Source organism: Psychrobacter sp. TAE2020 (genome assembly GCF_018919485.1).
Classification (GTDB): Bacteria; Pseudomonadota; Gammaproteobacteria; order Pseudomonadales; family Moraxellaceae; genus Psychrobacter.
This window is the reverse complement of the sequence record NZ_JAHLMU010000001.1, coordinates 1,767,254-1,791,009: the sequence shown is the minus strand read 5'-3', so window position 1 is coordinate 1,791,009 and position 23,756 is coordinate 1,767,254. Positions and strand designations below refer to the sequence as shown.

Annotated in this window: 17 protein-coding genes; 3 read left to right on the top strand and 14 right to left on the bottom strand. The window is 41.7% G+C overall.

Going from position 1 to position 23,756, the window contains the following annotated elements:
- Positions 1 to 11 precede the first annotated feature (11 nt).
- On the bottom strand, positions 12 to 506 hold the full coding sequence (locus KPY62_RS07245; RefSeq protein WP_216581412.1) for a pyridoxamine 5'-phosphate oxidase family protein: 495 nt from the start codon (positions 504 to 506) through the stop codon (positions 12 to 14).
- A 262-nt stretch (positions 507 to 768) separates the two neighbouring features.
- On the bottom strand, positions 769 to 1,263 hold the full coding sequence (locus tag KPY62_RS07240; RefSeq protein ID WP_216581411.1) for a pyridoxamine 5'-phosphate oxidase family protein: 495 nt from the start codon (positions 1,261 to 1,263) through the stop codon (positions 769 to 771).
- A gap of 475 nt (positions 1,264 to 1,738) precedes the next feature.
- Here KPY62_RS07240 and purL point away from each other — a divergent pair, with 475 nt between their 5' ends.
- From purL to nadS, 3 genes are all read left to right on the top strand, one after another.
- A complete protein-coding gene (purL, locus tag KPY62_RS07235) occupies positions 1,739 to 5,740 on the top strand; it encodes a phosphoribosylformylglycinamidine synthase (protein WP_216583216.1) in 4,002 nt (1,333 codons plus the stop codon).
- Between the two features lie 200 nt (positions 5,741 to 5,940).
- Positions 5,941 to 6,273 (top strand): type II toxin-antitoxin system RelE/ParE family toxin, encoded by a 333-nt coding sequence (locus tag KPY62_RS07230; protein WP_216581410.1) that lies wholly within the window; start codon positions 5,941 to 5,943, stop codon positions 6,271 to 6,273.
- The gene (gene nadS, locus KPY62_RS07225; RefSeq protein WP_216581409.1) at positions 6,266 to 6,547 is read left to right on the top strand and encodes a NadS family protein; all 282 of its coding nucleotides are present in this window, start codon (positions 6,266 to 6,268) and stop codon (positions 6,545 to 6,547) included. The genes KPY62_RS07230 and nadS overlap by 8 nt, the downstream gene beginning before the upstream one ends.
- Positions 6,548 to 7,600: 1,053 nt before the next feature.
- On the opposite strand, the gene KPY62_RS07220 is transcribed toward nadS, so the two are convergent.
- The 12 genes from KPY62_RS07220 to KPY62_RS07165 form a co-directional block, all read right to left on the bottom strand.
- Positions 7,601 to 10,687 carry an ATP-binding protein gene (locus KPY62_RS07220; protein ID WP_216581408.1) on the bottom strand — a complete coding sequence of 1,029 codons (3,087 nt, stop codon included), beginning with the start codon at positions 10,685 to 10,687 and terminating at the stop codon, positions 7,601 to 7,603.
- Between the two features lie 100 nt (positions 10,688 to 10,787).
- Positions 10,788 to 10,964 carry a hypothetical protein gene (locus KPY62_RS07215; protein ID WP_216581407.1) on the bottom strand — a complete coding sequence of 59 codons (177 nt, stop codon included), beginning with the start codon at positions 10,962 to 10,964 and terminating at the stop codon, positions 10,788 to 10,790.
- Between the two features lie 119 nt (positions 10,965 to 11,083).
- A complete protein-coding gene (gene tdh, locus KPY62_RS07210) occupies positions 11,084 to 12,109 on the bottom strand; it encodes an L-threonine 3-dehydrogenase (RefSeq protein ID WP_216581406.1) in 1,026 nt (341 codons plus the stop codon).
- Positions 12,110 to 12,215: 106 nt separating this feature from the next.
- Entirely contained in the window at positions 12,216 to 13,406 is a 1,191-nt protein-coding gene (gene kbl, locus KPY62_RS07205; protein ID WP_216581405.1) for a glycine C-acetyltransferase, read from the bottom strand.
- Positions 13,407 to 13,518: 112 nt separating this feature from the next.
- Complete coding sequence (locus KPY62_RS07200) at positions 13,519 to 14,226, bottom strand: hypothetical protein (protein WP_216581404.1); 708 nt, start codon at positions 14,224 to 14,226, stop codon at positions 13,519 to 13,521.
- Between the two features lie 542 nt (positions 14,227 to 14,768).
- Positions 14,769 to 15,677, bottom strand: a complete 909-nt coding sequence (locus tag KPY62_RS07195; RefSeq protein WP_228730607.1) for an N-acetylmuramoyl-L-alanine amidase — start codon at positions 15,675 to 15,677, stop codon at positions 14,769 to 14,771.
- Positions 15,678 to 15,728: 51 nt separating this feature from the next.
- Positions 15,729 to 17,093, bottom strand: a complete 1,365-nt coding sequence (locus KPY62_RS07190; RefSeq protein ID WP_216581403.1) for an APC family permease — start codon at positions 17,091 to 17,093, stop codon at positions 15,729 to 15,731.
- Between the two features lie 166 nt (positions 17,094 to 17,259).
- The gene (locus KPY62_RS07185) at positions 17,260 to 18,024 is read right to left on the bottom strand and encodes an MOSC domain-containing protein (RefSeq protein ID WP_216581402.1); all 765 of its coding nucleotides are present in this window, start codon (positions 18,022 to 18,024) and stop codon (positions 17,260 to 17,262) included.
- 271 nt (positions 18,025 to 18,295) lie between these two features.
- A complete protein-coding gene (gene rsfS / locus KPY62_RS07180) occupies positions 18,296 to 18,697 on the bottom strand; it encodes a ribosome silencing factor (RefSeq protein WP_416384030.1) in 402 nt (133 codons plus the stop codon).
- A 131-nt stretch (positions 18,698 to 18,828) separates the two neighbouring features.
- Entirely contained in the window at positions 18,829 to 19,656 is an 828-nt protein-coding gene (locus tag KPY62_RS07175) for a nicotinate-nicotinamide nucleotide adenylyltransferase (RefSeq protein ID WP_216581400.1), read from the bottom strand.
- 160 nt (positions 19,657 to 19,816) lie between these two features.
- Positions 19,817 to 21,961, bottom strand: a complete 2,145-nt coding sequence (gene pta, locus KPY62_RS07170; RefSeq protein ID WP_216581399.1) for a phosphate acetyltransferase — start codon at positions 21,959 to 21,961, stop codon at positions 19,817 to 19,819.
- 79 nt (positions 21,962 to 22,040) lie between these two features.
- Positions 22,041 to 23,285 (bottom strand): acetate/propionate family kinase, encoded by a 1,245-nt coding sequence (locus KPY62_RS07165; protein WP_216581398.1) that lies wholly within the window; start codon positions 23,283 to 23,285, stop codon positions 22,041 to 22,043.
- Positions 23,286 to 23,756 lie beyond the last annotated feature (471 nt).

Here is a 23,756-nt window from a genome sequence, read left to right as displayed (position 1 = left end):
AATCCATAGCCTTATAACTCGATAGAGAAGTTTTCACCTAAGCTCTTATCGATAGCAGTATCAGTCACTGCTGCAGCAGTAATTTTAAACACATTAGCGAATGAATTACCATTAGCCCAGTATTCAGCCCCATGAGGCGTTACTTTTATTAGCTGTACTCTAGGATCATCAATACCTTGCTCAAAATAAGCGTTATATATCGGTGACCATAACTCTTTTAGCTTTTCTTCATCAGTAACTAGCTCAGCTTTACCAGTAATAGATAGATAGTTGTTATCATCTTGGCTAGCATAAGCGAGGTTAACTTCTGGATTGTACTTAATATTGTCAGCCGTGTCAGAAGGACTATGACCAATAAACCAAATTTCTTTAGCGCCAATACTAGTCTCAATAGTATTCATCGGGCAAGAGTGCAAATGATCATCGCTAGTACGAGTGGTCAGCATGGTATATTTAATATCATTGACCATCGCTTGAATCTTATCCATTTGCTGTTGTCTGCTCATAAGAGGCTTCCTTGTCATTTGTAGGGGGTGGTTAGAGCGATGTTTATAGCTTACCGTAACTAATATAGCCAAATAGCCTAATCCAACAATAGAGGTAGTCTGTAATAGGCTGTGAAGGTTTGTAAGCTAGTATTGGCTTTATCAAAAGTAAAATTTGCAGCATAAAAAGCGTCAGTAAAGAGACCCCTACTGACGCTGGTATTCATACTCTATTTGTATCTATCGTTTGCTACTATTTAAAATTTTAGAACTATAGTTAGAACTATAGAGAGATATTGAACTGTTCGCCGACACCTTCAGCAGTTTTACCATCTTGCATAGCTGCTGCTGCCATTTTGAACATGTTCACAGTAGAGCTGCCACTGATCCAGCATTCTATACCATGGGGAACCACTTTGATCAACTGCACGTTTTCGTCTTCTTTACCATGTTCAAAGAATGCGCTGTCCATTGGTGACCATAGTTCATCTAATTTATCTTTGTCTACCGGTAACTCAGCATTACCACTAACTGAAACATAATTTTTGGCATCTTGAGTGGCGTAAGTTAAGCCTACTTTTTTACTATCTTGCAGGTCTTTTACCACGTCTGAAGTCTTATCACCGATGAACCAAATTTCTTTAGCACCGATACTGCTTTCAGTAGTAGTCATTGGCCAAGCATGTAGATCCCCTTTTTTATTCACTGTAGTCATCATAGCGAATTTAACATCTTTGATAACTTCTTGAATCTTATCAATCTGTTGTTGCTTGCTCATAGTGTTTCCCTTTTGATTTTTAATTATTTCCGATGCTAGTAACCGATACTAGTAAATGGCATGCTAATTGAGTTCTAACCGTTGTTTTATTAACTGACCCTAGAATAGCGAAGTGCATGGCGGTATTTATATAGTTTGCCAGTAATGCGATGTGAGCGTTTGTAAGGACTACAATAGTTGCGTAAAAAGTGTGAGTGTTTGCCGAGGTAAATAACTCGCTAACTAATCTTGCTAACTAAGCTTGCTAACTAACAGAGGAGGGTAAATCTGCACTAAACCTAACGATAAAATAGGCAAAAATCAGCCACTCAATAGCGAGCAAATAATAATGGCTTAGTGATATTTGCCACAAACAAGCTGAATTTATCGTGCTTTGCCCCTGCTTATTTCAGGTCTTCTTGTTATAATGCAACGACCAATTACCTCGCATGACCATAATGCCACATCTACCTTATACTCTATGGAACAAGCCTTTATGATGACCATTGCCGGACAACCGTTTTTGACCGACTTCCAGACCCAGCAACTCATTAGTCAGTTTCAACAAAAGACTGCACTCAATGTGACTCAAATTAGTACCCAACAGGTCTATGTGCTCTCAAGAGAATTAGATGGTGATGAGCATAAAAAAGCCTTAGATCTACTGGCAGTCACTAACACAACCGACTTTACCGCAGCGCAAGCGAATCAGCTGCAAGTCATCGTCGGCCCACGTTTTGGCACTATATCGCCATGGGCAAGTAAAGCGACAGATATCTTTAACAACTGTGAAATCAGTATCAAGCGTGTTGAACGAGTGATCGTCTATACTTTAACCGTCAGTGACTATGAGCAGGCTAAGCTGCCTGCCGCTGCTGAGCAATTACTGTTTGACCGCATGACCCAAAGCTTAGTTTATGACTTAGCCGATACTAGTAAGTTATTCGATGATCAGCAACCGGCTTCATTGAACCATGTTGATATCATTGGCGCAGGGCGCAGCGCTTTAGAGTCTGCTAATACACAATTCGGTTTTGCCTTATCTAGTGAAGATATCGACTATTTAATGAACGCTTATGTTGATGAGCTGCAACGCAATCCGACTGACGTTGAGCTAATGATGTTTGCGCAGGCCAACTCTGAGCATTGCCGTCATAAAATATTTAATGCGGAATGGACAATCGACGGTGAAGTACAAGCCAAATCATTGTTTCAGATGATCAAGAATACTTATAAACAAAATCCACAAGGTATTTTGTCTGCTTATAAAGATAACGCTGCGGTAATGGCTGGCGCTGAAGGCTGGCGCTTTTATCCGGTGCCTGAAAATGCCACTGATATCAATTCAACGCATCCCTATGACTTTCATCAAGAAGATATCGATATTTTAATGAAAGTCGAGACCCATAATCATCCAACCGCTATCGCTCCTTATGCTGGGGCCGCTACAGGCGCTGGTGGTGAGATTCGTGATGAAGGCGCAACTGGTCGTGGTGGTAAGCCTAAAGCAGGTTTAACGGGCTTTCATGTCTCGCATTTGCACATTCCTGAGTTGGCCGAGAAGTGGGAACAATCCGGTACGCTTAGTACCCAAGATTATGGTACACCGGATCGTATGGCCACTAGTCTTGAGATTATGACCCAAGCCCCTTTAGGTAGTGCCAACTTCTCTAATGAGTTTGGTCGTCCTAATCTATGCGGTTATTTCCGTAGCTTTCAGCTAGATACTTCAGCCGCCAAAGACGGTAGCCAAATGCGTGGCTATCATAAGCCAATCATGCTGGCTGGTGGTTATGGCAATATCAAACGCAACTTAATCGAAAAAAATACTATCCAACAAGGTGATTTGTTGATCGTCCTTGGTGGCCCAGCAATGCAGATTGGCTTAGGGGGCGGTGCCGCCTCTTCGGTCGATAGCGGATCATTAGATGAAGGCTTAGACTTTGCTTCAGTACAGCGTGATAACGCCGAAATGGAGCGTCGCTGTCAAGAGGTGATGGATCGCTGCTGGGCACTAGCGGGCAATGATGTCGACGTTAGTAATGGCGGCAAAGACGGTAACCCAATCGTCTCCTTGCATGATGTCGGGGCCGGTGGTTTATCTAATGCTATGCCAGAGCTAGTCAATGATCATGAAATGGGCGCGCATCTCAATCTACGCCGCATTCCTTCATTAGAAGCTGGCATGTCGCCAATGGCGATTTGGTCAAACGAAGCGCAAGAGCGTTATGTACTGGCGATTCATCCTGAGAGCGAAGCTCAGTTCGATGCAATATGCGAGCGTGAGCGCTGCCCGTATGCGATTTTAGGTACCGCCACTGATATCCGTCAGCTCATCGTTGATGATGAGTTATTAGCTGAGCAGCCGGTCGATATGCCGATGCAAGTATTGCTAGGCGGTACGCCAAAAATGAAGCGCAGCTTTAGCCGTCAACAGGCGACTTTGCCAGCATTACAACTTGATGAGGTGAATTTAGCCGACTCTATCACTGACGTATTACGTCATCCTACTGTCGCTAGTAAGTCATTCTTGATTAGCATTGGTGATCGCTCTATCACTGGGATGGTGGTCCGTGATCAGTATGTCGGTCGCTATCAAGTACCAGTGGCAGATTGTGCAGTAACGGCCACGGGCTTGCGCAGTCTTGCAGGTCAGCCGATGACTGGTGAAGCGATGAGCGTCGGCGAGCGCACGCCAGTGGCTTTAATTAGTCCTACAGCTTCGGCACGTTTAGCGGTTGGCGAAGCGATCACTAACATCGCTGGCGCGTGCATTGCGCAGTTATCCGATATTACTATGTCAGCGAACTGGATGGCAGCTTGTGGTGATGATAGCGAGGATGCAGCGTTGTTCGACGCCGTTTATGCGGTAGGTGAAGAGCTATGCCCAGCCTTGGGTATCGCCATTCCAGTCGGTAAAGATTCGCTGTCTATGCGTGCTAACTGGACAGATGAAGATGCCGAGACAGGCGCACAAGATAAGTCAGTAGTCTCTCCAATGAGCTTAGTGATTACCGCTTTTGCTCCTGTTGTTGATGTGGCAAAAACCTTAACGCCTGAGTTGTTGAATGGTGATAGTGCGTTCTATCGCATTGATTTATCCAAAGGTAAGTTACGTTTAGGCGGTTCTATCTTAGCGCAAACCCTTAGCCAATTAGGTAATGACTGCCCAGATCTTACCCAGCCAAGTGATCTAGTAGATTTCTTTAACTTTATCCAAGCGGGTAATGCCCAAAATGTCATCAGTGCTTATCACGATATCGGTGATGGTGGCCTGTTAGCAACCATTGCTGAGATGCAATTCACTAGTCGCCAAGGTATCAAGCTGTCATTGACTGATGATAATCTATTGGGTCAGTTATTCAGTGAAGAGTTAGGCGCAGTGATTCAGGTATTACCTGAAAATGTACCTGCATTGATGCAAATGGCCGAAGAATTCAATGTCGGTGATATGTTGAGCTTAGTGGGTCACAGCACTGAGGAGGACAGCTTAATTATCCAAACGCCTAAGTTAATCGGTGAGGATACGCTAAGCTTTAGCCGTGGTGAGTTACAACAGCAGTGGAGTCAGGTCAGTTATCAAATCGCTCGTCGCCGTGATAATCCAGCGTGTGTACAGCAAGAATACGACTTGATTACTGATAGTAGCCATAAAGGTCTAATCGCTGCGCCAAACTTTGATCTCAATCAAAAAGTTGAAGCGCCTTATCTTAATAGCCGTGAAACTAAGCCTAGAGTCGCCATCTTGCGTGAGCAAGGAGTTAATGGCCAGTTAGAAATGGCAGCAGGCTTCACTCAAGCGGGCTTTGAGGCGGTAGACGTGCACATGAGCGACTTACTAAAAGGTCGTATCAACTTGCGTGACTTCGATGGTCTAGTGGCTTGCGGTGGCTTTAGTTACGGTGATGTGTTGGGAGCTGGCTCAGGTTGGGCCAATTCTATCTTGTTCCATGATGATTTGCGTATGCAGTTCGTGCGCTTCTTCGCTCGTCCAGACACCTTCTCACTGGGCGTCTGTAACGGCTGTCAGATGATGGCGCAGCTAAAAGATCTTATCCCTGGTGCTGAGAATTTCCCACGCTTTATCGCTAATAAATCCGCTCGCTTTGAAGGGCGTACGGTCAACGTAAAAATTGAGCGCACTAAGTCTATCCTGTTCAAAGGCATGCAAGACAGTATCTTACCTATCGCTGTGGCACATGGTGAAGGCTTGGCAACTTTGAACTCTACCGAGATCGATGGCATGGCCAAACACGGTCAGCTCGCTATGCGTTATGTCGATAGCCAAGGTCATCCTACTGAGACTTATCCGCTCAATCCAAACGGTTCGCTCGGCGGGGTCACGGGTCTGTGTAGCACTGACGGTCGTGTCACTATTATGATGCCGCATCCTGAACGTACGCTGAGCGCTTATAATCATAGCTGGAAACCAGAAGCGTGGGATGAGGACGGTGCGTGGATGCGTATGTTCCGTAATGCGCGGGCTTGGGTTCGTTAATTAGTAGATTTTAGATGTGAAAAAAGGTGGGCGCAAAGCTCACCTTTTTTTTATGTTTGGAATTTGGTGTTTGGGGATTAAGTTTTAAGTATTCAGGGTAGGGCAGTGTGGAGCTTGCGACACCCAACAACACATTGAGATATCATTAGTAATATACGTCAATGGAGTATATAATAAGTAATGACTAAAAAGGATTCTGGATGTTACATTTTATAGAAACCCCATTGTTTACTAAGCAAGTGCTTAAACTGTTAGACGACGATAACTATAAAGAACTGCAAGCAGATTTAATTAATAATCCAGACCAAGGGGATTTAATTCAAGGCACGGGTGGCGTTAGAAAAACCAGATGGGCGCTAAATCAAGGTAAAAGCGGTGGCGTACGTATTATTTACTATTTTGTTGATAATCACGGCGTATTTTTTATGTTGCTTGCCTATTCCAAAAATAAAAAGGTCAACTTATCAAGCCAAGAGAAGGCAAGCATGTATAAGCTAACCCAGCAAATCAAAGAGGTCTACAACCATGAGTAATGAATTTTATGATGATCTATCTACGTCGTTGAATCAAGCATTAGCGATTGCTAAAGGAGAAGCTGAGCCTAGTCGGCAGTTTAGCTATGAGCTACCTGATATAAAGTTAATACGTGGCAAAACAGGACTATCGCAACAACAGTTTGCTGATAAACTCAATATAAGCCCACGTACTTTGCAGAACTGGGAGCAAGGCACGAGAAACCCAACTGGGGCAGCGGTTACTCTGATGCGATTGTTAGACAAGCAGCCTGATCTGATTGGTTTGGCGTAATAAATAAGAGAAGCGTATTATTTTTTTAGCTGCTATCTTGGTAGTTCACTGTTAGGCGAGAGAAAGCAAGTGTCTGAGACATTTGACCCAACGCAAGGGAAAATTTGTGATCTTCTTATGGCTAAGGTGAGAGGCGTTCCAACATTCGAGCGATCCCCTCTAACCAAGTCACCGCAACCCAGTAGCCATCTAAGTATATCCGCTGCAATCAGGGCTAAAACGCTCTTAGAATCGATATTGAGTAATTGCTTTAAAGTATTTTTAGCTTTTTGAAATTTATGTGCCATGCTTATTTTATATAAAACGGAGCACGAGGCGCACCCTATAACTTATTAGCTTAAACTATCGATAAATCTGTAGGTTGGGCGGAGCTTGCGACCCCCAACAGCTTGTGTAATAACCATAACTTGTCACAAAAGCCAAATTTTTAACAGCTTTTGTAGGCTGTGGCTTTAGCCCAGCAGCAGCTATGCAAAAGTACTATTTGAGTTATGAAAAGCCGTTTGTTCAACTAATGGTAAGTTATGCCATAATAGACAAAAATCGCTGGGTTAAAAACCCAGCCTACGGTAACTTTTCTATTTCGAATAATGATTTACAGAATTTTGATATTAAAGACTTCATCTGTTAAGCCTCGCACCTCGAAACAAAACCTATCTCATGCTAAATCTTAATCTGACTTTGCATTGGGAGGCTGGGCGGAGCGTCTAAACCCCAACATCTCGATAGTGCAATATCCATTTGTTGACTCTCGACACCCACCTAGAATTATTTTTCAATATAAGCTGAGCATTGGCTACATGCGTACAATCATAGCTGGAAACCAGAAGCGTGGGATGAGGACGGCGCATGGATGCGGATGTTCCGTAACGCCCGTGCGTGGTTGCGTTAGGTTTGATTTGAGGTATTTTAGATAATAGCTTTTTATAATAAGGAGGTGGGCTTTGGCTCACCTTTTTTAGGTTTAGAGTTTGATTTTATGTGAGAGCTAATCCCACCTTACGATTGTATCTGCAGTCGGGGCTAAAACGCGCCTTAAGACTACTATTTTATCTAAATAGCAGATTTATGTAGTTTATCTAAATCAGATAAATCAATAGCTTCGAAGTTTTTTCCTTGGATATATGCTTTGTACCAATCAGAATCTTGTTCCTTTGCTTTATTTATTAGGAACAGTTTTAGATCAGTATAAACTTGGTTTATTTCTTCTTTCATTTCATTCGGTGTATCAGCAAGTTGAACAAGTTGTTCATTAGGTATTTCTATTATAGTTCCATCTGTGTTATTGATAAACGGCACAACAAGAAAGCCTTTGATTAGCTTATTGTTTAGAATTCTTAATAAATTATTTTTTATAGAGTCACCAAAGAAGCTATGTCTAATAGCAGAAGGTTTTATAATCAAGATATCCTTGACTAATTCCGATGGTGCAATAGCATGCTTCCAATTAAATAGCTTATAAAAATCTTCAATGTTACTAAGCGTTGAATACATATGATGAATATCAATTTTTCTAAGAGTGTTAGTAGAGATTTTTATATTTTCTTTCGTATATAGACATCGAAAATAGCCCTTATTAACTTTTTTATCCAATATCTCATATTTAGTAAAACCTTTACTTATAAGGATTTTTTGAAAATCCTTATTTTCTAATAAAGAATCTAATAAGTAAGATTCAAAAACTAGCATTTCATTAAGGTTTATAATACTAGACAAAGGTTTTAGGTCGTCTTTATTAATTCGAGCATTACAGAAGCTGTTACAGTTTAGAATATTGTCAATTATAAGTCCTTTATTAGATATAAACATTTCTTTCCATGATTCATTAGTTGTAGATAAACCTTCATTTGAGAACTTCTCAAATAACGCTACCATTCTATGATCGGAATTGAACATGTCATCTAAGGTGTTATCATTATGGTTTTTTATGTGACTTACTAAGTCGTTATAAGCTTGTAATACTCTATAGTTAACTAAGCTTTCGTTAAGAATATTTTCTCGACTAAGATTAATAATTTCAGATGCTTTTTCACTATAAACATCAATTGTGTAATAAAGTGTTTTAATATTGAATATATCAGGAAAATGAAGTGACGCTTCATTTGAATCGAAACTACTCACTCTTTGACCCTTATATTTTAGAGTAGGTAAACGTTGAAAAGTAGTTTCTTCCTTACTTTCATCTATAAAATAGAATTTTATTGCAGAGTTGGCATTTGAACTCCAAAAGTAACCTTTCCTATTGTCTATATCATCATATATATTTTGAATTGAAATCAAATCATCTAATTTTCTGCTATAAGCTATTGAAACTAATGGTGGGTTTAGTAACCTTTTTATACTAATGATTTTTTTCAGAAAACTTAAATCTATAGCTTTTATGCCTTTATAAAATACTAAATCCTTTATTTCTAGAAAACTATTTTTATTTTTTCTATGATCTCTTATATTAACCTTAGATGTTTTTTCTGTAATATAAAGCTTAGTACCAAACTTATTAAGATCATCTATTTCTTCGATAAAGCAGTATCCTGCTTTCCCAAATAATGGCGAGTTAAGTTCAATTTTTAAACTTTCATTAGTTAATCGACTTTTTGTAAAGATAGTTATTTTCTGATGTTCAGCAGGTAAGTCTTTCATTAGAAGAAACGCACTATGTAGACCGATACCAAACTCACCCGAGGGTCGCATCCATTCTGGCATTTGGGCAATTATCTTTTTCTTCTCTTTATTGTTTTTAGATCCTGCAATTTTTTGCATATACTCAAGGTCTGTGCGCGATATACCAACACCATTATCTTCAATACTGAACTCCCATAAATTTGAATCTTCATCATCAGCTACCTTTTTACAATCTAAGACAATAGGATAGTCTGCGAATAACTCACGAGTTTCTGTGTCATAAGGATTAGCATTTTCAGGTAGTTTCCTAATACTGTGTTCTTGTCCATGCTCTAACCACACTCGTATCATTGTTGCGTCAATCGCATTTTGAATCAGTTCTCGATAAATACTCATATCATTTTTATATAAGTTATTACCTTGTAGTAACTCAATAGCACTGCGCTCATCCAATGAAAATCTCATCGGTTTATCGTTAAGCAGTATCTTCTTGTCAGTCATTTCGACATCAAGTTTATTTATAGTCGGAAGCAAACCAAAATCACGACTAGGAACGATATTCTTCCACTGTGACATTTGGTTTTGAATTTCTTCTTTTATCCAATCAAACCAATTACGGCATTCAATGTATGCCATTTCAGTACTGCATATAGCAGTCACGCTTACTGTTTCATTATCTAGTTGAAACTCGCGAATAGCTTGATGTTTGTGTTTATGCGTTTCACTAAATGATGGCATATTACCAACTTGTCTTGCCATAACAGGGCAAAAACGGTTGTCATCGATATCAAATAAATCACCTAAACGTAATAGGCAGGCGACAAAACGAGGGTGACAGTGTTCTGTACCCATACCTGTTTGGCGAAAGGGTAATGTTTTCATCACATAGTCTTCAAAACCAAGACCGTGTGCCCAGCATATTTGACCAAGATAACGATAAATACGTTTAGGAAGTAGCTCGGTACGAGGAGAGCTAATGCCTAACTTTTCAAAAGGATCTAGAACCACTAAATTTGAATTTTTGGCATGACCACGACGATACCATTCAGCGATCATCTGACGATACTTTTCAACACCTGTATGTGGATCTGAATGATTGACAAGTGCTTTATTCCAACCGTCCTCATGCCAGACTTTAGCAAACTCATGTAAGTCTTGGGTATTATCATTAGCTAGGCTTTCGACATATTCTTTAAAGTCATCTTCTTCAAAGACTTTTTGGACTTCATCTGCATTGAACAGCATACCGATATCATGCCAGTACGCCGCTTCCAAGATTAACCATGTGTCTGTCGCTGTCAGCTTTTCAATATTGCTACCTAGCAGACGCTCGATATTGACCAGTATCTGCTGTGAGTGAGATTCGTTGTGGCTACTAAAGTGAGGATAATAGCTACCCACATTTTCAAGTGACTTACCGACGAGCTTTTCATCAAATTCCCATTGCGACATTAATATTCTGGTATTGCTGTCTTCATCTGTTTTCTTTCTTAAATGTTTGATTAATCCTGCGCTCATGGTAAGTCCTTTTATTTTTATATGTTTAGTAGTTCAATTCTATATTTTATGAACTTAATTCTACCTTAAACGCATGAGCAAAGGAGAGAGCATATTTCAATTAATCATCTCTAGACTTCGCTTTAGCCTCAGCCACTAACTCCCGAACCCGATCACTTTCCCTCAGCACACAAGCATCATAAGCAGAAAGCGGCTCAGACTCTTGTTCTTTCTCCTGATCTTGCTTGGCTTTTTCTGCTAAATATTCTGCAAGTTTATCCGCCTCAGAATCGCCCATAGCTTATCCCTCGTATAATTTTTACCCTATAAAAAACGGCACTGAAATCAGTGCCGTTTTATAAGTTGTGATAGTTTAAAAGCTAACCACGACTCCTTAAATACTGATGCACCACATTATCAATCCCAGCTTAAAATCACCTTACCGCATTGTCCACTCTCCATGATATCAAAGCCTTCTTGAAAGTCATCAATGTGCATACGATGAGTAATGATGGGCGACAAATCAATACCGCTAATCAGCATTTGCTCCATCTGATACCACGTCTCCCACATCTCACGGCCATAAATACCCTTTAGGGTTAACGCCTTAAAAATAATCTTGCTCCAATCTACCGTAGTAGTGTTAGGTAAAATGCCCAACAGAGAGATTTTAGAGCCGTTATACATATTACTAATCATCGAATCAAAAGCCTGAGGCGAGCCTGACATCTCAAGCCCAATATCAAAGCCGTGCATTTTTAACTCAGCAATGGCGCCTTCGATAGTTTCACCTTTGGCTGGGTTGACGGTCATAGTCGCGCCCATTTTTTTGGCAATCTCTAAGCGATAATCACTGATATCACTGACCACAATATTACGTGCCCCTGCAAAGCGGCAAATCGCTGTTGCCATAGAGCCAATCAGCCCCGCACCCGTAATCAGCACATCCTCACCAAGTACAGGAAATGATAAAGCGGTATGAGTGGCATTACCAAAGGGATCCATAATGGCTGCCATCTCATCGCTGATACGCTCATCGAGTGTTATGACATTGTCAGCAGGTATCACCAAATATTCGGCAAACGCGCCATCGCGGTCAACGCCCACGCCTATGGTATTTTCGCATACATGCAGCTTACCACGGCGGCAGTTACGGCAATGTCCGCAAGCGATATGCCCCTCTCCAGTGACTCGATCACCCACTTCAAAGTGCTTCACACCATCGCCCATTTCGCTAATGATACCAACGTATTCATGTCCGATTATCATCGGCGTCTTGATGGTATTTTGTGACCACTCATCCCACTTATAAATGTGCAAATCTGTACCACAAATGGCGGTTTTATTAATTTTTATTTTAACGTCATTGATGCCAACCTTTGGTTCTGGCACATCTTGCATCCAGATGCCTTTTTTATCATGGGCTTTAACCAGTGCTTTCATATTTATCTCTTATTTAGCTTCATTGCATTTCATTGTTGAATCCAGCAGGTAACTATGTAATTACTTAATTATGTAACTACGTAACTGGGTAACTAGCGAACCACTTTTAAGCAATCACTTTCATTTGCTTGGCGACTTTGATAAAGGCGGCGATACACTGGTCTAGCTGCTCGCGAGTATGAGCGGCAGAGAGCTGGACACGAATGCGAGCCTCGTCTTTGGGTACGACAGGGTAAAAGAAGCCAATCACATAGATACCCTCGCAGAGCAGTGCCTCTGCCATTTGTTGGGAGACAGTGGCGTCATAAAGCATAACCGCACAAATCGCTGATTGGGTGGGCTTGATATCGAAGCCCGCATCTTGCATTTGCTTAACAAAATAGGCGGTGTTTTCATGTAATTGGTCTTGTAGAGTGTTGTCTTGCGCTAGCATCTCAAACGCTTTTAACCCAGCAGCAGCTATCATAGGCGGAATGGAGTTTGAAAACAGATACGGGCGTGAGCGTTGACGCAATATCTCAATCATCTCTTTTTTACCAGTAGTAAAGCCGCCAATAGCACCGCCAAATGCCTTGCCTAAGGTACCAGTGATAAGCTCAATATCACCACGTAGATTGAACAATTCAGTTACGCCGCCACCAGTGCGACCGACGACGCCTGCTGAATGACACTCGTCAATCATCACCATGGCATCATATTTTTGTGCCAACGCATAAATCTCATCCATTGGTGCCACATTACCATCCATTGAAAACACGGCATCGGTGACAATTAAACGAAAACGCTGTGCTTGCGCTGCTTGCAATTGAGTCTCTAAATCTTGCATATCGGCATTGGCATAGCGGTAACGTGCGGCTTTACATAGGCGCACACCATCAATGATTGAGGCATGATTTAACGAATCAGAAATAATGGCATCCTCGCTGGTTAGCAAGGGCTCAAAGGCACCGCCATTAGCATCGAAACAGGCCGCATAAAGAATGGTATCTTCGGTATTAAAAAACTTAGAAATCGCCGCCTCTAATTGCTTATGCAACTCTTGTGTACCACAAATAAAACGCACCGATGACATGCCATAACCTGAGTTTTCGATGGCCTGGATAGCCGCTTTTTTAATCTCAGGGTGATCAGACAATCCAAGGTAATTATTGGCACAGAAGTTAAGCACCTCGCGGCCATCGGCGATCTTGATTAACGCATCTTGCGGAGAGGTGATCACGCGCTCGGTTTTATACAGTCCTGCTGCACGTATATCGCTGATTTCTTGTTGTAGGTGTTTCTGAAAGTCTTGATACATAAAGATTCCTTTTTAATATTATTAGATTTTGTATTGATAATGCAGATATTAGCTTAATTTGATTGGTCTCGTTTCTCGACACCAACCTACAACTATTTGTTCAAACCACCTATCAATAAAACCAGTCTCCATCATAAAGCTTTCCCATATCTCGATCACTGGTTATACGCAACATGTTTGAGATGGCACCATGAGCTTGTCCCTGATTTAGCTTTGTCAAAAAAGTCGCTACCTCAGACTCATCAGTATGAAGTATTTTGTCTAGGTAATAGCGCTGTTCACTTTCCTTTAATGCGGTTTCTTGAAGTTGAAAAGTTCGATGTAGAGCCGCTTGTAGCAATGCTGCACGATACTTATCGCTTTTGATCATATTAAAATCGCGACCTTCTATATCTATAGTTACATGAAAATCTGCAAAACCACTAGCAATAAAAATTTGCAAAGTATAATCGCCATTTTCTGCTTTAGCTATCATACGCAAATTGTTGTAATCTACTTCTTCATACATATTTTTTCCTAACAATTTATTTCTATAAGATGTATGAATATCATCTATATCAGATGAATCTTTTGGTACTAAGCGATTCTGAGTCGATGAGCATCTTACAAGTTCATTAATTTTTCCTGGTGAAAATTTTGTTTTTGGATAAACTATGTTGATTCTATTCTCAGACACAGATTCGAGAATTATAGTGTGTTGAGTCTTATCTAATAAGTTTGCATTTACGCATGAAAAATTTGCCTGTTGCTTATCTGGATTTAGGTATTTTCCATTAATAAAATCACAGTAAAAATACATTTCATCTCTTTCAGTTATCATCTTGTCTTCAGAGACGTTGAATATCCAATCAAGCTGGTTTGGATCGTCTTTTAGATTGCAATCATTCTGTGATATACCAAATGTATCAATAAATCTTTTATCAGCTATTGATGAGCTTGAAACTTCAGATGTGACCGTATTACAACCTGAAAGAAAAAAAGTAATATGATTAAAGGTTTTCTCATAATATAGGTTTCACTATATAAATAATTTATTACTTCTTACTATTATTTTTCATCAAAATTTTAATGATTTCTACCCTAAACTACGAATCTATATTTTTACGCACTTACTCGTCCTCTACAGCACGTTCTGCAGCCTCTCTCTGAGCCTGAGCCACCAACTCATGAATCTTAGCACTTTCTCTTAGCACACAAGCTTCATACGCAGATTTTGGTTCAGTCTTATTCTCGTTTTCTTGGTCTTGCTTAGCTTTTCCCTTAGATAACGTTCTAGATCATCTGCTGATACATTACTCATTTCTTACTCCTATTGATGCGTTTTAAATTTTTAAAGACTAACAACTGCTCATATCATACGTATCAATAAAAATCATCCGTACCCGCATACTTCTTATTGAGCGCCTTTAAAATAGCGTAAGTCTCTAAGTCCAAATCGCCAGTTGGTTTAAGTGGCCTAAAGTGCAACTGAAAAGCATAAATCACATTGCGACTGGCTTTATCCCATTCATCACTGTCATTGATTCGATAACCATATTCTCGAAATTCTCGCTTGATCTCTTCAACGCTTGCACTATCAAACTCATCTTGATTCATAAACAGCGCTTTATCAGCTTCATCATACCAAGCTCCGATACCATATTGCTCATACAGTCGCTGCCACGGGAACTTCGCACCAGGGTCTATTTTACGTGAAGGTGCCATATCAGAATGACCGATGATATTCTTTGGTGAGATCTCATAGCGCAGCGTTAAATCTTGTACCAGCTTAGCGACTTTCTTAATCTGGATTTCCTCAAATGCTACGTAGTGCTCATAGGGATGATACTCGAAGGCTTGAGTGCCATCAGCACCTTTTTTAAGGGCATCTCGATACGGTTTGGCAATACCATCATTGACGATTTCTATGCCGATAGAAGTATCGTTTAATATAGTTCTACCCGCAAAACTACCATCACCAGCATGCCAAGCTCGTTCACTTTCAGGCACTAGATTATAAATTTTATTATCGTCTTTATTTAGAATAAGATAATGGGCACTGACTTTACCCATGGTCAATAGCTTAACTGAGCGCTCATTATCGCTGACGGTATAGTGCAGGATAATAGTTTTAATCCGTTGGCTTTTGCCCGTTGCTTGATAGGTTTGACTATCGATGACATAGCCAGATTCTTTAGTTGCTACGCAGCCGATTAGCGGCATAGCTAGAAACAGGGTTAGTACTGAGGCCCGTATCAATGCTAATGCAATTAAGGTAATTTTTTTTGCCATGAAATGCTCTGTATGCCAAGGATTAGTATGGATTAAATAAGGTGCAAACGGCTATTGTTGAGTAACGTTGACAGTACTGGCTTGAGGTATTTTTTTATACCCTATCGCCCCTAATATAATAAACAAAACTAACAATATATAAGCATTTGCTGACAAAGCCGCAGGTGAAAATGGCAGTAGCAGCAGCGCTATAAAGATGATACTAATAAACACTGATAGATAATTTAACAGGCCAGCTTGTTGCTTGTTGCGCTCATTGATTAAGTCCGCTGTTGTTACATAGGCGAAGCCGACAGTAATACCTAAAGAGGCCATAGTAACGATATCGAGTAAGTAATTTCGGCCCAGCCAAGGTGAGAGCAGACAAACCAAAGCTATCAGCAGTACGGTTCTTTGCTTACTAAACTGCTGATTATTATCCGTAAAAATAGTCGGAAGTAAAGAGAACTGTCCCATGGACTCTAACAATTTGACAGAAGATAATATAAAGCCATTAATACCACTAAGTATCGAGCCAATCATAGCAATGGATAGCAGCACAACGCCTATGCTACCAATACGATTGTCTATGCCTTCACCAGTCGCCCAATTGCTATCTTTGATAGTTTGATAATCAAAATTCATGTTCAGTGCGGTAAAGTAGTTAATCAAGAAGTAGAATAAAACACCGGCTATCAATGAAATTAAGATGATGCTCTTTGTTTTGGTTTTTGAGTCGCTAATAGATTTTGATATCTGCGGTGTGGTCTCAAAGCCGACATAGGCCCAAGGCATGACCGCAAGAATAGGTAACCAGGCAAAATTGGTGATAGAACTGCTTTTCATATCCGTTGGCAGAAAGGTTTGGCTAGTAGGCACAGCCCAAAGAGAAGCAAAGAAAAGCGCCGTTACGGACAAAATCATAAGCAGGGCGATATACAGTTGAATTTTGGCACCGACTCTTACGCCCTTCAAATTGATATAACTAAACAAAATAATGGCAGCGCTACATATTACCACTTCGCTGGCATAAACCTCCCAACCGGCAATAGTGTACAGATAACCCAGTTGTAAGCTGCTAGGCACCAGATATCTTAGTAGCAACGCCACGGCCGATATATTTAGAGCGACGATAGAGATATAGCCAAGCGCTACGCCCCAGCCATAGATATAAGCGTGTTTTCTATTGATGTATTTTTCAATCCAATAGATACCGCCTGACTCATTTTCTGGTGTTTGAGTAAGTAAATTAATATACGAGCGCGCGACCATATAGATGGCGAAGGTACCGATTATGATGGCTACAGAAGAGCCTAATAGCTGCGACTGCGGCAAAAATAAATCGCCTGGCATCACATAAGCACCCCAGCCTATAATCGCTCCTACGCTAATTGCTATTGCTTGCAGGTAGCTGATACTTTCAGGTTTTTTACTCATGGAATGCTCCTTCACGGTATAGAGTTGAGAAGGAGATAATGCTTACTATAGAGCTGATATGGAACATGAAAAACCTTGTGACGCCATTACGCATGGTGCTGGCAATCTCTTGTAAATAGAAAAGCTATACTAAAGGTTTTTTCTGCATAACACTTTATCTATCGTGCTACATTTTCTTAGCTAGAACCTTCTTCCAACTGTCCTCTAAACATTCAATAGCTAGCCACGGCTCAATAACCTCTGCGGCAAACTTCTCTTTGGCGTTCGACAGTTGCCATAGCTTCTCTAACGTCGCAAACGGGTAGGGGCGTGCTATCAAATATACTGGCAAACCAGCACTAATCATCCCATCACGAACGACTTTAAAATACCAGCCAGCGATACCTTGCTTGCTGATCCATGAAGCGATGTTAGCCACTTCAGTAAACTGGCCGATCTGGTCATTAATTTTGTAACAAGGACGACGGGGTTGCACAATGCGTAATTGCACGCTATCGCTATCGTTTATTTGAGTGTTTTCATCCTGTCCACCGTATTGAAAGATGTCACCGATACAAACTGTGGCCTCAGTCATATCCGGTAAATCATTCACCGGCTCAGTGATAAGGTTTTCGCCCAAAGTGCCGATACGTACCTTTAAATCAAACTGTTGATTGATAAGACCATAAGTAGCAGTAGGCATCTGATGCACCGCTTTTAGTGGCCCGCCATGATGCTTACGATCAGCTTGCTCATCAGTCGTTAAGCCCATGAAATTGACAGCGACAGGGGCCTTAATAGGCGCTTTATCAATGGCACTTAGTTGCTCACGGGAGAAGGGCATAGCCTTGCCAGCTCGAACATCCACTAAAGTTGCGATATGCAGGGGCAAGGGTTGATTAAAGTCAGTTTTGGTTGGTTGCGGCAATGCTTTACTTGCTTGGTTGCTCATAGGAGGTCCTAAACGACAGTTATTTTACGGGACAAATAGGGTTTGAATAATAGTAGCTATCTTAGCCCAACTAATACTGATTTTCAGCTTATTTACCGAGTCAATACAACTCGGTTTTATGCAGTTAACTCTTATGCCGCTTAATCTTATGCAACCTAAGATTATACAAATTATAGCCATAAAAAAAAGACCGGAATATTAATCCAGTCTTTTTTAAGGTTAAAGCAGCCGATAATTAAACACTAATAAACTAGCACTATAATAAATAGAGCTATTTGTTTTTATTACGGCGACCAGCGGTTTTCTTTTCACGCGGCACTGCAATTAGCTCAGCCAATTGCTCAGGTGATGACCATAGACCTTCAAGATCATAGAACTCACGAGCGGCTGGAATCATCATGTGTACCACTACGGCACCTAGATCTATTAGCGTCCAATCAGAATCGTTGCCACCTTCACGGCCAAGCGGCATAAAGCCTGCTTGTTTAGCATCAGCACCTAGATTGTCAGCCATAGCACGAACATGGCGTTTTGAAGTACCGTCAGCTATAACGATACGCTCCATAACGTCAGTCAAGTCTTCTACATTCATTACAGTGATGTTCTTAGCTTTCATATCTTCTAAAGAATTTTGGACTAGTGCTAAGCACTCATTTAAACGGTCATTAGACATAGTTGGAATCATAAAGGTAAATCTCTTAAATAATCGATCATAATAAAAGTATAAGTAGTCGCTCTACATTAACGAGCTGTATAGGAGCATGCTAAAGGTAAAATGACAAAGATAGTGCAATTTTAACGGAATTAGAGCACAGAATATAGCTGATGAGTAATTATATATTGATAAACTTTAGGATTTAGCCAATTGGCTAAATTATTGCGCTTATTAACTATGTATTTAGCAGACGGCAATGACTCAAAATCAGGTTTATAAAATTGTTGTCGAATCTCAGTACTAGAGACAGTTATTACTGAGCGAGTATCTATATAAATGCGTCCTTGCTGCTGGCTTTTCAAGGCCTCAGGCGAAAAGGATTTATGGCTCGATGTATTGTTCAATGACGGCTGGATTAATAGTAACTCGATATACGACTCAGTCACTTGCTGTTGTAATTCATCGGGCAGTTGCAGCGTTAGCACGGCAGTGTCCTGCGGTGATTGATTACGATCAAATATCCATAGGTGCAAGTAATCAGTCAATTGTAAGCCGCCTTTCCATTTAGGCAAGCTACGGGCGCTGTCCATACCCATAATAAAGATCAAGCAGTCATCAGGATAGCGCTGGCGCAGTATCCGCACGCTATCGATGCTATAGACCGGCGGCGTTTGCCACAGTTCAAGCTCATCGATCTGCAAGGGGGTGTCCTCGATAGCCAGCTTTAGCATCGCCAAACGATCAGCAGGATCGGTACTTTGCTCCTTAAAGGGAGAACGGGCATTAGGTAATAGCGCAACTTGTAGCTCACGCTGCTCAGTGGCGAGAGGCAGCAGGCTGTTATAGACGCTCATCGCTATTTGGATATGTCCGCCATGCACTGGATCAAAGGAGCCACCAAGATAGGCACGAATGGCTGGTTGGGGTGTTTCAATAGTTTTAGCGACTGTAGCGCATGTAGCGTATGTATCAGGCATAAGTAAAAAGGCTAAATATAAGTCATATAGTGCTATTGTAGAGGGCAAGCAGGTTATTGTCATGTTGTCATGCATTAAAAAGCCGACTATCATGACGATAATCGGCTGGATGCTATAGGAGATAGGGCTATTGCACTTGTTCAGCTACACCTTGAGCAAATCAAACAGTATCACTATGCGCTTGAATGGCGGTCAAAGCGATGGTATAGACAATATCATCGACTAATGCTCCACGTGATAAGTCGTTTACCGGCTTATTGAGACCTTGTAGCATTGGCCCTACACTAATGACATTGGCGCTACGTTGTACCGCTTTATAAGTGGTGTTACCAGTGTTTAGATCAGGGAAGATAAATACATTGGCTTGTCCGGCAACCTTTGAGTCTGGGGCTTTTTGCTTGCCAACACTCATCACTGACGCCGCATCATATTGCAGAGGGCCATCGACCGCTAGGGTAGGCTCACGCTCACGCACGATTGCTGTGGCACGTTTGACTTTTTCCACATCAGCGCCAGAGCCAGAGGCACCCGTTGAATAACTGATCATCGCCACTTTAGGCTCAATTCCAAAGGCCGCTGCAGATTGTGCAGACTGAATGGCAATCTCAGCCAGCTCTTCAGCCGTTGGGTCTGGATTGATCGCACAGTCACCATAGACTACCACTTGCTCAGGCAACAGCATAAAGAATACTGACGACACTAGAGAGTACTGCGGTGCAGTCTTAATTAACTGGAACGCTGGCAGTACCGTATTGGCTGTAGTGTGAATAGCACCAGAGACCAAACCATCTACTTCGTCTAGAAGGAGCATAACGGTCCCTAAATAGACGGTATCTTTGAGCTTCTCAGCAGCAGCTATATCAGTCGTTTTGCCTTTACGGGCGGCAACCACGGCGGCGATATATCTAGTCATATCTAAAGTTTCAGGGTCGAGAATTTCTAGCCCTTCTGGTAATACTAAGCTACGGTTTTTCGCCACTTGTTCAACGTCGCTGCGCTTAGCTAGCAACACACAGTTAGCGATACCACGGCTTTGACAGATACAGGCGGCCTCTACTGTGCGGGGCTCAGAACCTTCTGGTAGTACCACCCGTTTTTTGGCTAGCTGTGCTTTTTTAACCACTTGATGGCGAAAGGCAGCAGGAGACAGGCGTGGGGTATAATCACCACTGAAGTACTCTTTGATCCAGCTTAGATCTAAGTGGGCGGCTACGTAGCGCGTGACTTCTTGCGCACGCTCGGTATCATCGCTTGGAATCTCAGAGCTCATATGCAACAGATTCTGTACGGTCTCAAAGCTGTCAGTCTCAACACTCATCACCGGAATACCAGTCTTAAGCGCTGATTGCCATAATTCAGCAACGGTTTCGTTGGGCATCACCCCGCCAGTTAGCACAATACCTGCCAGTGGAATGCCGTTAATACAAGCCAATCCAGCGGCTAATAATAGATCATCACGATCACCTGGGACTACAATCAGAGTGCCACGCTTGAATATTTCATCGACACGGGCTACTGAACGGGCGGTTAAACTGATGTTATTGATACGGCGGGTCTTAGCCTCACCGACATTCAACCAAGTGGCGTCAAGCTCAGCGGCGATATCCCAAGTACGGGGTACTGATAGTGAGTCACTAAAAGGCACTACTCCAATCAGGCGGAATTGATCAGTATTAAAATGCGGCGATAAACGCTGGACGTTTTCTATGAATTTTTTATCAAGACTGCATACCGCTTCACCTGGAGCTACGGGTTGAGCGTCAAAAGTGTTAGGCACATCGACACGCATCAAGATACAGCCTAGCGTACGCTCATCAGCGATACCCCCAAACTCACGCCCATGAACATCGAGCTTATCGGCTAACAAGGCTGGATTATTAGTATCAGCCGTACTGACAAAGATAATCTTGGCATCTAAAGCGTGGGCAATAGCACGGTTGATTTGTGAGGCATAAGAAGCTTCAGTGGTGGGTACTAAGCCTTCACAGATGATGACATCTTGATCAGTACCGATTGACTGGAAGCTCTCAACGACTTGCTCCATTAGGTCATCGAGGTTACCGTCACCGATCATACGCTCAACGTGCTGACGGCTGATAGATTGAGGAGGGTTGAGACCAAAAGCATGCATAATCAAGGCGCTGGAGCTGTCGAGACTATTTTGTTTATCGAGAGTATCGTCTTGCAAAAACGGCTTCATAAAAGCAGCTTTAACGCCATTATAATCTAGAGCACGGATGAGACCGAGTGCGGCGGAAGTGACACCGATACCACGGCTAATAGGGACAAGTAAAATGGTTTGCATAGCGTATCCTACAGTTTATTTGGTTTTTTAAACTAACAAGCGCTGCTGTTTTAATAGTATCAGCAGTGTCTACTGGTAACTATTCAACACGCTCTAAACCGAGTGCTTGACGAGTTTCTTGCGCAATACGGCATTCTTCATCGGTTGGGATAACCCACAGCTCGATACTACTATCAGCACTTTGGAAGCTGCCTTCTGCACCGCCAACTAATGACTTGTTTTTCTCAGCATCAAACTTGATACCGAAGTGACGCATGACCTCTAAGATACGAGCACGAGTGGTTGCCGAGTTCTCACCGATACCACCAGTAAAGATAATGCCAGTAAATACAGGCATAGCACAGCTAAGGCTAGCTAAGTATTTTCCTACACGATAGCAAAACATATCAATTGCTAGCTGCGCATCGGCATGGCCTTCACTAGCGGCTTGCTCGATAGTGCGCAAGTCATTCGATAACCCTGAGATACCGAGTAGACCGCTTTCACTATTAAGCATCTTATCGATTTCTTCTAAACTCATACCGAGTAGACGCTTTAAATGAATGTGTAGTCCAGGATCGACATCACCACTACGAGTCCCCATCATCAGGCCTTCAAGCGGCGTCAAACCCATGCTAGTGTCTAAGCTCTTGCCATCATAGACCGCCGTCGCAGAACAACCATTACCCAAATGCGCCGTTAGCCAGCCATGCGGACCTTTAGCTTGGGTAAGGGCACTGCCACGTTCAGAGACGTAGGCGTGTGAAGTACCATGGAAACCATAGCGACGAATTTTTTCATCTTCATACAGGGCTTTTGGGATCGGGTAGCGATAGGCAACGGGCGGCATAGTTTGGTGAAAGGCGGTATCAAAAACTACCACTTGTGGAATATCAGGATAGATAGCTTGTACTGCTTCAATACCTAAAGCATTAGCAGGGTTATGCAAAGGTGCTAGGATCTTTAGACGTTTTACTTCTGAGAGTACATGGTCATCGACCCGTACAGCTTCTGAGTACTCACGACCACCATGAACACCGCGATGACCAACGGCAATAAAGTGATACTGCTCAAGCAATTCAAGAATCTTTTGTAACGCCAGCTTATGACGACCGCCAGGGATTGAGATTTCAATCTTTTTGCCATCTAATTTAGTATGTTTAATACGCGCCGTATCTAGGCCTAAGTTTTCTGCAAGACCTGTAATACGAGTAGATTCGTCTTCGCTAATTAAGGCATATTTAATCGAAGAAGAACCGCAGTTCAAAACTAGTGTTGGGTTGGTTAATTGGTGAGTACCAGTAGTCTGATCGCTAAAAGTGGAATTGCTGAGGCTATCACTCATAATCTATCCTTAGATGGTGTTTTATAATTAGGTAATCATAACGGATTAACCGCTGCTGAACAAATAGAAATAAATGGAGAGTCAACTAATTTTTATTAGCTGATAGTCCTTTTATTTCAGGGGTTGACAGTGACTAGTTAATTTCAAATTACCGACATTGTAGGTCATTAAACTGCTTACTGTTTTAGGGTCAAAATAGCTAGCAGCAAAGATAAAGTAGATTAGCTTATTAGTTATACCCTGATGACTATAAGGTTTTATCTTGGTGCTCGTCAAGAGCCTAATAGAGTTAATTATCGGCTAGTAGCTTAGCTAGCATAGTGGTACAAGCATTGATCCAAATTGTAAGTAAAGTTGTCCAATAGTTTTTGACTATTGCTCATAGCCACTAGTAGCAGCTATAAAGCTTATTATGCTACCCTGAATAGTGAATAAACAGCGGTTGGTAGGCCAATAATTCTTGCTATAATT